The sequence below is a fragment of the Cyanobacterium aponinum PCC 10605 genome (assembly GCF_000317675.1).
GTDB lineage: Bacteria > Cyanobacteriota > Cyanobacteriia > Cyanobacteriales > Cyanobacteriaceae > PCC-10605.
The window spans coordinates 2,052,371-2,066,102 of sequence record NC_019776.1; the positions used below are offsets into that span (position 1 = coordinate 2,052,371).

The following is a 13,732-nucleotide window of genomic DNA, read 5'->3' on the forward strand; positions in this document are numbered from 1 at the left end:
CGTTCACGATTGAAAGGAATGTACAAGCACAGCAAACTCTCATTTACCCCCAACACCCTAAGCCCCTAATCCCCTAACACCCTAATTCCCTAATCCCCTAATACCTCAACACCTGCAACCGTCAAACCCGACCAAACTGAGGTTACTCTAATTGTCGGGCGGCAAGTCTAGCGAATAATCCATCTTCTTGGATCAGTTGATCAAAATTACCTACCTGCACCACTCGCCCTGCTTCTAAAACATAGATGCGATCGGCGTTACGGATGGTGCTTAAACGGTGGGCTACCGCTACTCTAGTGGCGTTCATGCGATCGAGGCTTTTGGTGACAATGGATTGAGTACGATTATCAAGGGCGCTTGTGGCCTCATCAAGGAAAATAATTTTTGGTTTTAAAACCAAGGCACGGGCAATTAAAAGCCTTTGTCTTTGACCCCCAGAAAGGTTTGTTCCCCCCTCACTAATAACCGTGTGCATCCCCATAGGCATTTGTTCAATATCTTCGGCAAAACCCGCCATTCTTGCCGCTTCCCAAGCCTCATCAAGGGTAACTAAAGCCCCGGAAGTAATATTATCAAACAGAGAACCGGCACCGATACGTCCATTTTGCAAAACAACCCCTAATTGTCGCCTGACGGCTTGAGGATTTAAACCTGCTAAATCTTGTCCATCATAATAGATTGTTCCAGCTAAAGGGGTTTCAAAACCAAGCAACAAACGCATGATTGTTGATTTACCACTACCGGAAGGACCCACCAGAGCAATGAATTCTCCGGGGTTTGCTTCAATGGTGACATCATCTAAAATTAAGGGACCATCTTCACGATAACGAAAAGTAACGTGATCTACTGTAAAACGTCCTGTTAAACGTCCAGGGTCAGCACTGGTAACGTCTGCTTCGGGTTTCCCGTCTAAAATAGGTTTTGCCCTTTCCCATAGGGGGACAATTTCTAAAACATCGGTAATAGTAACACTCAAATCGGTTACACCACTAAAAAAAGTGCCAAAAGCAGAGTTAAAAGCTAAGAAAGTACCTGCATTTAAGCCTCCCGGTATGCCTTTTGCGATCGCACCTTGAATAAACATAATGGCAAACCAAAATAATAATACCGAACTCATTAAGGGTAAGACTTCTGTGACGACCGTAACACTATCATTAATTCTTTGAATACCAGCCATTAACTTTGTCCGTTGACCGAATTTTTTTGCCCAAGCCGCAAAAGCCCTTTCTTCGGCGGCCGCTACCCTCAATTTTGAAACTCCGTTAATTAACTCGATACTTAGACCATTTAACTCCCCGTCTAACTCCTCTGTTTTCCTTTGTCGGCGTACAAGCATGGTACTAGAAACAGTGGTAACAATTGCCGCTACAAGGGTTATGCCCATTGCCACTAAAGCTAATTTGACACTGTAAATAAACATTAACCCCAAATTTAACAGGGCGAAAATACCACTTAAAAGAGTACGTTGAGTCGCCCCACTTAACTGAGAACGAATTTGCCCCACCGCCAACAAACGCACCAATAAATCCCCTGTGGCATATTTACGGAAAAAAGCGGGACTGAGTTTAATTAAGCGATCCCATACGGCGGGTTGCAAAACCCCATCAGCCGCACTCTCTACCCTTAAAGAAAAAATCCCTTGGGCTAACTGAAAAGCCGCTTGTCCAAAAGCCGCCGCAAATAAAGCTAAACCGATTTGCCATAACAAACCTTGATCACTGTCAGGAATCGCATTATTAACTAAAAGGTTAGTCGCTTGAGGTGTTACCATCCCCATAAGAGTACCAACTGTACCCATAACACCAATGGCAATTACGTCTTTTTCATAACCCCGAATACCAAATTTAAACACTTCCAAAAAATGGGAAATGCCACCAGGCAGAGGGCGATAAAACATATAGGCTTCCACCGACAAAGTTTCAGCAATCGCCTCATTAACAGGAGTTTTCGTTTTCGTAATTGGATCAAACAAAACGTATTTATTACCCCGATGGGGTAGTAATGCCACAGGATTATTTTCTTCTAGGGTATAAGCTAAAAGAGGTCCGTTTTCTTGTTTCCACCATTCCCCCATTAATAACACCCGACGGGTACGAAATTGAGAAGCCCGTGCGATCGCATCTAGGGGATCTTTAATCCGACTTAAATCTTCTGACTTAGCAGGAGGAAGAACAGTAATTCCTTGAACTCTGCCGATAGCTCCTGCGGCAACTAATAAAGGCATTCCCTCTTGGAAAAAGCCCACCTCTTCAGGGTGTAAAACTTCTTTTAATCCCCCCAAGGCACTTTCTGTCACCTGAACATTGAGTTCCTGCCGTTGCTGAAACTGTTGAAAATTTTCCTCTTGTTCCTTGACAACAACTAAGCGAAGATAATGCAATAGATAACGATGAAATTGATTTAAACTAAGACTTAAATCTTGACAATTTTCTAAATCAGAAGTGGGACAAGTATAAATTTCCGTCTGTTCTTTTGTATTTAACCACATTTCAGGAGTCAGGGGAAAAACAGAGCAATTCGACTCAAGCATTATTTCCTCTAATCCCATCCAATGGAAACTTCCTGAGCGAACGTCAATCCAAGCTACCTGCCCTTTTCTAGCTTGAAGACTTTGCCCTTCAATTAAAGAAATAAAATGACTACCCTCGGCTGTAACCAAACTTAAGGGAAATTCAGTGATTTTTACATACTGTCGGGCTAACCACTCATCCCAATGATGTAACCATGTTTCTAATGGGGTAATCTGTTTTAGATCTTGATTGGGGTCAGAATCAGAAGTTTTGTGGATCAAGGGTTCAAAAAAATCTTGAAAAGAGAACTTTCTTAAAACCGTTTCCTCTAAACCCACCGCAATTATGCCATATTCATCCGAGAGAAAATCAACTCCTAGTAAAATTTCTCCCTCTACGGCGGTGAATAAATAACGGCGAATATCTTGAGGCTTATCATCTTCAATCAGGGTAGAAAATAATACTAATGAACCTGATTCCACTAACCACACGGTTTGAGGGTCATTTAACAATAAAGGTTCGTTACCTTTAACTAAAATTTGTTCGGGTAATAAAGTTTGTTCTGTCATAGCTTTAGATCAACACTCCTTGTTCTTGTTCTTCTTCTTCGGTTTCTTGGGAACTGGTTAACTGGGCATAAATACCTCCTTGTTCCCTTAGTTCCTCATGAGTTCCCCGTTGTACTACTTTGCCTCGATCTAAAACGATAATTTCATCACAATCTCGAATCGTACTTAATCGGTGAGCAACCACAACACAAGAACAGCCTCGACGGCGCAAATTGCGATCGATAATTAACTCTGTTTCTGCATCAAGGGCACTGGTGGCTTCATCCAAGACCAAAATTGAGGGATTTCGCACTAAAGCCCGGGCAATTTCTAGGCGTTGCCTCTGTCCTCCACTCATATTCATACCCCCTTCAATTAACTCCCCTTCATAACCCCCCGGCATAGCTAAAATCAAATCATGAATTGCCGCATCTTCACAGGCTTGAATGATATATTCTTCAGGTACAGTAGAATCCCAAAGAGTTAAGTTATCCCGTACTAAACCTGCGAAAAGGAAGATTTCCTGCTCCACCATTGCCAAAGAATTAGCTAAAACTGCTCTTGATAAACGAGTGCGAGGAATACCATCAAATAAAATTTCCCCTTCCCAAGGCGCATAAAGTCCCGTTACTAATTTTGCGACGGTGGATTTACCTGAACCACTGCCTCCTACTAAAGCTACTCTTTGCCCGGGTTTGATACTTAAGCTGAAATTGCTGATTAAAGGGGGTTCTAAACGGCTATAACCAAAACTAATATTGCGTAATTCAATATAACCTTTTAGTTTAAAATTATCTTGGTTCACCGTTGCTAGTTGGGTATTGGTTTCTGTTTCTACCTGTTCCCCTCTTTCCACTTCAGTATCAATAGGATTGGCTAAAACATCATCTAAGCGTCCTAAATCTGCCTCTAATTCCTGTAAAGTGCTACCGAAATTAAGTAGGTTATTCACTGGAGATAAAAAACTTTGAGTTAAAGCCTGATAAGCAATCAACATACCAATACTAAGATTGCCATTCATCACCCGAAAACCTCCTACCACTAAAATAGCGGTGGTTGCAAGGGAGGTTAACAAACTAGGAATAGAAGATAAAACTTGAGAGGGTAAACTCAATTCCTGTTGAGCATTAACCATTTTAGAATAGTAACCTGCAAATTTAGAAAATAGGTCTGACTCTAAACCTGCGGCTTTCACTGTTTCAATGGTCATAATTCCCCCAATGGCAACCCCTGCCACTTTTCCGCTCTCTTGGGCTAATCGGGCATTGGCATCTAATCTGGTACGGGCTAAATATCTCAGAGCGACGAAATTAATGGCGGCAAAGAAAATAACCATTATTGTTAATACCCAATCATAAAGAAACATGATTAAGGCATAAAAGACAATCATCACCGTATCAATGATCGTTGTGGCTAACTGTCCTGATAAAATATTAGCAACCTTTTGATTAAGCTGCGATCGATTACTGATTTCTCCTGCGTATCTTTGGGCATAAAAACCAATGGGGAGGCGCAAAGTATGCCATAAAAATTGCCCTGACATAGAAATTGACAGTTTCAGCATCAATCTTCGCAAATAAGTCAACCTCAATCTTGCCAAAACTCCTATGAGGATAACGGCAAATAGCATTACTAACAATAACGGTTTGAGCCAGTCTTGCCGACCTTCTACTATCACCTCATCAATAAAAACTTGAGTAAACGCTGGTACGGCTAATCGAGGAATCGTTAAAAATAGACCTGTTAAAAGACAAAATAAAATTGCGGCGTGAGAATTTTGTAAACGAGCAGTTAAAGCAGGTATAATTCCTTGTTTTTTACCTCCTTTGGTGAAATCTGCCCCCGGTTCAAAAACTAAGACAACTCCTGTGAAACCTTGGTCAAATTCTTCTAAGGTAATGCTTCTAGGACCTGAAGCGGGATCATTGAGATAGACTTTATTTTTTACGAATCCTTCTACAACTAAAAAGTGGTTAAAATTCCAAAAAACAATATAAGGGGGAGGAAGTTTTTGCACTTCTTCTAAGGATTTTTTAAAACCCTTCGCATTTAAGCCGTATATTCTAGCCGCTTTTAATACATTTGATGCTTTACTACCATCTCTAGATACCCCACACTCTCGCCTTAATTCGGGCAACGGTACAATACGACGGTGATAACCTAAAATAATCCCCAGAGCCGCCGCACCACACTCCACCGCTTCCATTTGAATAACTGTAGGAGTACGAACTCTTTTTGTTTGGGGAGAAGAAAACAGTTTTGATAAAAATGCAAAAGCCATAATTTATAACATCCAATCTTAAAAGTAAAAAAAGTAATCATCAGCCATTGTTATGACCTCAGTTCGATGCAAGAATATCGAGTTTGGGAAAGTATCAGGTTTCAGGCTTTTAATTAATTGCTAATTACTAAATTATTAATTGTTTATCGAACTCAGGTGTTGTGGTAATAAAATTAGTTAAATTAAATTCTAAAAATAGTTTTTATAGACCTAATTATAAAATATAGGTTAAATTAAATTAGAGTGTTTTATTGTAAATTTTAGCTTTTTTAAAGTATTTTAAAGCAAATTTTAATAAACTCCAGTCCAAGATCTAAATAAGGGAATAATGTAGGAAATTGGTGCAACTTCTCCCACTTGAATACGAGTTGTGGTGGTAGTGCCGGGGGATAGTTCTTCATTAGGACCCTTAGAAGAAGACCATTTATAACCGCTAAAAGTGTTAGGGTCTTTTTCCAATTCAGCAAATACTTGTATGGGTGCTTTTTCTTGTCCTAATTGTTGGGCTAATTCTGGATTACCGATAATTGCAGTCATGTCTTGAGTTGTGACGGGAAAATCTGAGACATCGGTTACTTTACCTAAAATTCCTCCGTATCTTTCTCTTTTGACGAGACTAGGAGTCACTTGAACTGTCATCCCTTCTTTGACTTTTTGTCCATCTCTGTCGGCAAGATAGGTAACACTAATCAAAGGACTATTTTCTTCATCTATTTCAATAGAGCCAACACGAGTACCACTTTGAATTACTTGACCCGGTACGATGGCTAATTCTAAAATCTTGCCATGATGTTTACTGATAATTTTTCCTTGATCCGCTAATTGAAGTTCTAATTGGGCTATTTTACGCTTTACTTCATCGACTTGATTGGATCTGTTAAAGGATGATTCTAGTTTTTGTTGATCTAGACTGGCTATTTGGCTGTTAACTTCGTCTATTTTATTTTGAATATCATCAAGACGATTGAGACTTTCCAGATATTGTCGTTGCATATCTGTTTTTTGTACTTCTATTTCTTGGAGCTTACTTTTAAGATTATTGATTTGATCTAAACCTTGTAGATATTCTCTTTCTATTTGGGCTTCTCTCACATCTAGTTGACTTAATTCTGCTTCTAGGTTAGATAATGAGGCAATATTTTCAAATAGTTGTTGTTCTGCGCTTAAGAGGGCATCCCCTGTAATTAATTGCTTTTCGAGGAGTTTACGGCGACTTTCAATTCTTTCTTTGAGGGTGGGTAGTAGGACATTAATTTGCCGAATACGCTCATTTAAACTTTTTCTTTGTTCTTCAAGGGCAGTAATACTTCTTTTACGCACGAGAGGAACGTTTGTTTCGAGGTTCTCAAGACTTTTTTGTAGGTTGATACGGTTTTTTTCTAATAGTGCAAAATTTTCTTCTCGTAAAACAGGTATGATAGATTCGCGATCGAGGGTTTTTTCTAAGTTATCTTTTCTTTGTTCTAAAGTTCCTCTTTCTAGTTCTCTTTTTAGTCCTTCTGCTTGTGTTGTATCCCGATTTTGATTGAGTAAATCGGCTAATTTTTGTTTTTCTTGGGCTAATTGTTGTCTTAAAGAGGATTGGTCAATAGTGCCTAATATTTCTCCTTCTTTGATCACATCACCTGATTTGACATTTAATGTGATAATTCTTCCTTGCCCTAGGGCTTGAACTTGAACCACACGGCGAGGTTGAACTAAAATTCCTTGACCTGTTACTGTCAGGGGAATACGACCAAAAACACTCCAAAGTCCTCCTACTAATACTAAAGAACTCATTGCGGTTAAAGGTACCCATGCTTTGGGGTTTATAACCTGCATTAATTGGTCTAATCTTTCTGGGGAAGAAAGACGTTCGAGAGATTCTTGTCTGAATAGTTTACTCATTGCTATATGAATTTCCCTTATATACTAATATTTCGTTATCTGTTTGATGTTTCAACTAATGTGCTAATGTGCCAATGGAAAATAAGGACATATCAAATTTTTGTCATCAAATATTAACTAACTTTTAATCTTCTTAGCATCCAATCAAATCTTGCACCGCCGAGGGTCAGATTATCCATAACATCTAAGTCGATTTCATCTTCATAAGTTGTATCTTGGGATAGTGTCTCTCCTTGGGAATAAGAAGTTTTGCCGAACCCCAGACGACTAATCATGCCTTGCACCCTACCTGACATTAGTTTTGCAATTACTCGATAAAAGCGTGATGCCATACCGACGTCTTGCTGTAGTTTAAGAATCATTTGTTGTCTTGAGATGACCAAAACAGAACAGTTTTCTAAGGTTTTAATTGTGCAGTAGGAGCGATGGGATTCTAAAACCGCAATTTCTCCTACTATTTCTCCCCTTGATATGTGACCAATTTCTCGCTCTACAGGGGCGGAGGATGTATTGTCGTCACTTTCTAAAAGAGCAAAAATGCTATTGAGACGATTTTTTTTCTGTTCACTCACAGAAACATTCATTACTCCTTGAAGCAATATATAAATATTTTCTACTTGCTCCCCTGATTGAATTAAAACGGTATTAGCAGGGAATGTTTCTAATTTACCTTTTTGTAGAAACCAGTCCACATCTGAATCTCTTAGTTCACCAAAAATGAGAGACACTTCTTGGAGGGGGGCTATTTGACCTAGTCTTTTTTTCAAATAGAGAGTGATTAGATGTTGGAATCTTTCGAGTAACAGTATGGTCATTCCTCGATAAAATCGAGCGGCAAATCCATAATCTTGTTGTAATTTTTGATTTAGGGATTCACGGGGAATACTTAAAACCACAGAATCTGCGATCGCTCTTATACTATTAGCGGCGGGATTCACTTCTAAAAAACTCATTTCCCCCAAAATTTCACCCTCAGAAAATTTGCCAATTTCTTGTTCAAGACTTTGATTATCTTCTAAAGCGGCAAAAACTTCTCCTAGTCGTCCTTTTTCATGACGGGTTAAAGTAGCAATAAATTCTCCCTGAATAATGATATAAACAAAATCAACTTGTTTTGTCTGTTCAATTAAAAGGGTGTTAACAGCGACTCTTTGAGTTTGACCTGTGTTTTTGAGCCATTCAATATCGCTATTGCTTAGTTCCTGTAATAAAACATCTGTCATAATTCAATTTATTCTCCGCAATCTTATAATTTGTTTTATTTTGGCGAAGTTGGTAATTTGAGATAATAAAAAATACTGATTATTATTAGGGATCTTGCTTTAAAATAACATCGACTAACTAGCTAAAATGGTACAAATATCTTGAGTATGCTTCAATTAAAATTATTACTCAACTCTGTTTGTCACCTTCATTAGTCATCTATTCTTTGGGTCAAGATCTGAATATTACCTATTTCTCCTTGATTTTCTCCTTTTTTTCAGAGTCAATTATTCTTGTCCAAAGTATAACCATATTTACTCAATCTTAAAGAATTTTTTTTGATAATTTATAGATTCTTGAACAAGAGTCTCGAAATCATCGGAAGCCAATTCTTCTAATGTTAAAGTTGTTAAAGCCATTAGTAAGGAAATACTTTCTTGTTTTGTGGGAGTAGAGTTAAAGTATTTGTTATGAAATTGCTCTAAATTTTCCGCGGCGGTTTTTACCAAATTCTGAAGTATTTTAAATGCTTGATCTGATAAAGGAGGGTTTCCTCGATAGTTTTCCAGTCTTCCTCCCTGACGATAATTTGGGAAGGATTCCAAACCAACAAAGTGGAGAAACCAATCAGCCCGAAAATACCCTAAAGCCGCCACAATTCCTTGGTAATCAGCAATAAGCTCATCTAGTAAGTTATTGCCCATATAGTTAAGCACTCTACGGGTGAAATAATGAGTGCACTCATGCTCTAAACGAATAGTGAGAGATAGTTTTTGCCACTGTTGTTCTGTTAAACCTAGTTGAGTGGCACTAACATTGCTATAAAAGCCTTGACTAAGAATAATAAAACGGTCTTGATATAAAGATTTTTGGGGTATTAGTCTTTTAAATTCTTGATTCCAATCTTCTTGGGTGCAATGGTTAGGATTATTTTTTTCCCATTCAAGACGATATTGTTTGATTCGATCCCAATTGTTATAACCCCCAATTATACAAGCTCCCATGGATGGGGGAATGGTTACAGGTTCATTTTTTTTGGTGATGGCTTGAATTAAAAGCTCAAAGTCTTGACGATTAGGGGCAATGATAATAGGTATTGCTCCTGCAAGAGTATCTTTTATTTCCAGTTGTAAATTATCTGGGTCTGTTAATTGTAATCCTCCCTCAAATCGGAAATTTTCTTCACATTCTCCCTTGCGCACTGCCCGAAGATATTGTTCATTTTGACTCATGCCCTCTCGCACGGGAAATTTCAGTTGAACTAATGGAAAAGTTAAGCTATTATTAGTACCAATTTTATCAGCTAAGGTTTTATAATTTTGCCAAATTTTTACGTGAGGTTCTGATTTTAGTGGGAAAGAAATAAAATCATTGATATTACTATTTTGTTTGAACTTATTTTCGTTATAAGTTAATAATTCTTCAATTTCGGATTCATTTAGTTTAAATTTGGTTAAGGTTTTATAACGTGATTGTATTTTGTCCATTATACTTTTTAAACTTTTTTCCTACCATCATAAATGAAGATAATGAAAAAATTTCTAATGATTTATATTTCTAAAAATAAAGTTTTTAGAGGTAGTGGTTTTAATCTTCTGATATTAACTTTTGTTAACATAACCACTCTGTTTGTCGCTCAAAAATCTTTGTTAGCAAATGAACTTTTGTTAAATATGGCAGACCAAAAAAAAGAAGAAATCACTCCTTTTATTGATGATCAGTATCAAACTATTGATACACAAGAATTTAATTTCTCTGAATATGAAAAATTATTCTTAAGTCAAAACCCTTCAGAGGTTGAAAATAGTATTCCTCCAGACTTACGAGTCAACCCGAATCCTTTAGAGTTGCCAACAACTCCCCAAGAAGTAGAAACCGTTACTATTCCTTTATCTTTAGAAGATGCGATCGCAGTTGCCAAGGGAAATAGTCAACAGTTAAAAATAGCCAAAATTAACTTAGAGAAAAGTCAAGCCGTCTTAGACGAAGCCAGAGCTGCACTATTTCCTACTCTTTCGGCGGCGGTTACTGCTTCTCGCCGAGAGGAGGCTTCTCAAGGTTTATCCACCGAGGCGAGTGAACAAGACACGGAAAATCAAATAGCACAGTTAGAGTCTTCTATTCCCGCCATTGAAAATCAACTTGATCAGATTGATAGTGTATTAGAACAATTGAACCCTGCTGATCCCACTGTCATACCAACCATCGTTTCTTTATTGATAGAAAGAAATAATGTTGAACAAAATCTTCTGAGCGCTCAAAGTTCTTTAGAAAGCAGTAGGGAAGCCCTAAGAGACATCAAAAATTATGCGGGTACTTTCATTGATGGTACTGTGAGCTTAAACTATAATATTTACTCTCCCGGTCGTCAAGCAACTATCAACTCTGCCTCAGAACAAGTTTTAATCAACCAGTTAGAAGTTCAAAGAATTGAAAATGAACTGGTTTTAAATGTCACCTTAGCTTACTATGACCTTCAACAAGCAGATCAAGAAGTAAAAATTAACCAAAGTGACGTAACTAACCGACAGATTAGATTAGAAGGCTTACAGTTGCAACTAGAAGCCCAGTTAGCCACCCGTGTGGATTTACTTAATGCCCAAGTTGAACTCGATAACTCCATACAAAACTTAAGAAATTCCCAAACCGTTCAACAAACCTCACAACGTAATTTAGCTCGTTTATTAAATTTACCCCCCACTGTTACACCATCTGCCTCAGATGCGATCGCAATGAGTGATCTTTGGGAATATTCCCTAGAAGAAAGCATCATCATGGCATACAAAAACCGAGTTGAACTACAACAAAAATTAGCCCAACGTAAAAGTTTTGAAGCCCAAAGACAAATTGCCCTAGCACAAGTTAGACCAACTTTAGCCTTGTTTGCTAATTATCAAATGTTACAATCTTATACCGATGACCCCAGAATCAATACCTTAGTAGATGGTAATTTTTCCACAGGATATGCTTTTGGCTTACAGTTAAACTGGAACTTTTTTGACGGTGGTGCGGCTAACGCAAGGGCAAGACAAGCCGATGCAGACATTGCTAGAACCGATCAAGAATACTCTCAAGAAGCCGATTCCATACGCTTTCAAGTAGAACGGTCATACTTACAATTACCCTCCCAAATCGAAAATATTGACACAGCAAGACAAGCGGTCAATCGAGCCCAAGAAGCAGTCGAAGCCGCCCAAATTCGATTCAGTGCAGGTGTTACAACTCAAACAGAAGTTTTAGACGCTCAAACTCGTTTAGTTCAAGCTCAAAATAATTTACTCAATGCCGTCTTAGGTTATAACAGAGCTAAAGCAGAACTACAAAGAGCCGTTAAAAATTAAAAATAATTTATTAAGTTATTTATTTTGTTGATTAAGATAAAAAAAGATTTTCAAGAGGATTTTTTTATGGCTAAAATAATTTCAATTCATTCCTACAGAGGTGGTACCGGAAAATCAAATCTCACTGCTAATATTGCCAGTATTGTCGCAAGTCAGGGAAATAGAGTCGGAATAGTAGATACTGATATTCAATCTCCGGGGGTTCATATTCTTTTCGGTGTCAATGAGAAAAAACTAGAATATACTCTTAATGATTTTCTTTGGGGTCAATGTCCCATAGAAAAAGTCGCTTGTGATGTAACCCATGTTTTACAAGAAAATGCCCATAAAGATAGCAAGATATATCTACTTCCTTCCAGTATGAAAATCAATGATATTTCTCGTATTCTCAGAGAAGGATTTGACATTGAGTTGTTATTTGATGGTTTTCAAAGCCTAGTGGACAAATTAAAACTAGACTATTTATTTATTGACACTCACCCCGGCTTAAACGAAGAAACTCTTTTATCTCTCACATTTTCTGATATTGTGTTTGTGGTTTTGCGTCCCGATAAACAAGACTTTCAGGGAACTGCGGTAACGGTGGAAGTTGCACAAAAACTCAAAGTACCCCAAATATTTTTAATTATTAACAAGGCATTAGCGGCATATAACTTCATGAAAATGTCAGAACAAATAGAAAGTACCTATGGTCTTCCTGTAGTGGGAATTTTGCCAGAATCAAAAGATGTCATCAGACTTGCTAGTAATGGTATTTTTTCGTTGAAATATGAAGACCACCCCATTACAGAAACCATTAAGGAAATTGCCAAAACAGTAATGATTAAATAGAGGTTGACGAAAAACTGGTGTCACTGACTCAGATCTTGTAGCCAAAAATGGACTGGTGAAGGTAGAAAACAGGGGAAAGTAATAAAAATTGATAAAAAAATTATTAAAATTGATTTTAAAGGTTTCGTTTTCTAGTATTAGTGTACTGGTGCAAGATCTCAGACCGAGGGTAAGCAACGGAGAATAGCTAACGGACAACAGTTCAAAATATTTATAAATCAAAGACTCGAACGGCAATAACTAATTTTTCATAAATTGTTATTTTGTATCAATTATGGCTCTATTACTTGTCATCGTGTAAATTATTATTTTCGGTAGCGGATTTGGGAAACCCCTCTGTATCTCGCTTTTTAAGGCAGGGCTATTTCATTCTAAAATCTTTGTTTAAGAGGGAGTGATGAGTAATGAATTAGAGGTTTTTAATTCTTAATTCTTAATTCTTAATTATCAACTATTTACCTTTGCCCCTTGCCCCTTGCTCTTTTTGCCATCACTCATCGATAATTTATCCAGAACTCAAGTTAACTACTGTAGAACAGCCTCAATTATCTTGATTCGGATTAGCTAGAAATAGTTACTAATTTTATGGACAAATATCCACTCAATTAGCTTTATAGACTTTAACGTCTAATGGCTTAACTACAAAGCTCACTATCGAGTCCTTAATCCTAAAAGATTAAACTTCTCGACTACTTTTGGTGGTTTTATTTCTAGCTAAAACTTTTACGTTGGTAGCCCAATAGTTAAGGAAAAATTAACTGAATCCTTACCAACAACCCCATAGTTTTAAGGTGAAATATTTAATTTTTAAGGTTCATTTAATCTTATTTACAACATATTTGACCATAAATTCGGTGAAATAATTTAATACAGTTTTTTTGGAGACAAAAAACTATTTTTTGCATTTTTTTCCGATTTTATTGTACTTAAAACTTTTAGTTGAAAAGGGTTTTGATTTGTTCAGCTAATTCTAAGCAATGATTAATTAACTCAATATCATTTATTAGTGATAGTAATTTATTTACTTTTGAGGGAAAAGAAAGATTAAAAAAGAGGAAAAGTGATATTAATCTACTAAAAATAGTATTAAATTCATTGAAAAGAGTTATTAAAAACTTAATTTTTTACTGA

At 37.2% G+C, this 13,732-nt stretch carries 7 protein-coding genes; 2 read left to right on the forward strand and 5 right to left on the reverse strand.

Annotation, left to right across the window (positions count from 1 at the left end):
* Positions 1–142 precede the first annotated feature (142 nt).
* The 5 genes from CYAN10605_RS08570 to CYAN10605_RS08590 form a co-directional block, all read right to left on the reverse strand.
* Positions 143–3,079, reverse strand: a complete 2,937-nt coding sequence (locus CYAN10605_RS08570) for an NHLP bacteriocin export ABC transporter permease/ATPase subunit (RefSeq protein ID WP_015219547.1) — start codon at positions 3,077–3,079, stop codon at positions 143–145.
* A gap of 4 nt (positions 3,080–3,083) precedes the next feature.
* Positions 3,084–5,339, reverse strand: a complete 2,256-nt coding sequence (locus tag CYAN10605_RS08575) for an NHLP family bacteriocin export ABC transporter peptidase/permease/ATPase subunit (RefSeq protein WP_015219548.1) — start codon at positions 5,337–5,339, stop codon at positions 3,084–3,086.
* 291 nt (positions 5,340–5,630) lie between these two features.
* Entirely contained in the window at positions 5,631–7,226 is a 1,596-nt protein-coding gene (locus CYAN10605_RS08580) for an NHLP bacteriocin system secretion protein (RefSeq protein WP_015219549.1), read from the reverse strand.
* 113 nt (positions 7,227–7,339) lie between these two features.
* A complete protein-coding gene (locus tag CYAN10605_RS08585; RefSeq protein ID WP_015219550.1) occupies positions 7,340–8,449 on the reverse strand; it encodes a cyclic nucleotide-binding domain-containing protein in 1,110 nt (369 codons plus the stop codon).
* Positions 8,450–8,743: 294 nt separating this feature from the next.
* A complete protein-coding gene (locus CYAN10605_RS08590) occupies positions 8,744–9,916 on the reverse strand; it encodes a DUF7005 family protein (protein WP_015219551.1) in 1,173 nt (390 codons plus the stop codon).
* A 57-nt stretch (positions 9,917–9,973) separates the two neighbouring features.
* Between CYAN10605_RS08590 and CYAN10605_RS17810 the strand changes: the two genes are divergently transcribed.
* The gene (locus tag CYAN10605_RS17810) at positions 9,974–11,770 is read left to right on the forward strand and encodes a TolC family protein (protein ID WP_190274991.1); all 1,797 of its coding nucleotides are present in this window, start codon (positions 9,974–9,976) and stop codon (positions 11,768–11,770) included.
* 66 nt (positions 11,771–11,836) lie between these two features.
* Entirely contained in the window at positions 11,837–12,601 is a 765-nt protein-coding gene (locus CYAN10605_RS08600; RefSeq protein WP_041922462.1) for a MinD/ParA family ATP-binding protein, read from the forward strand.
* Positions 12,602–13,732 lie beyond the last annotated feature (1,131 nt).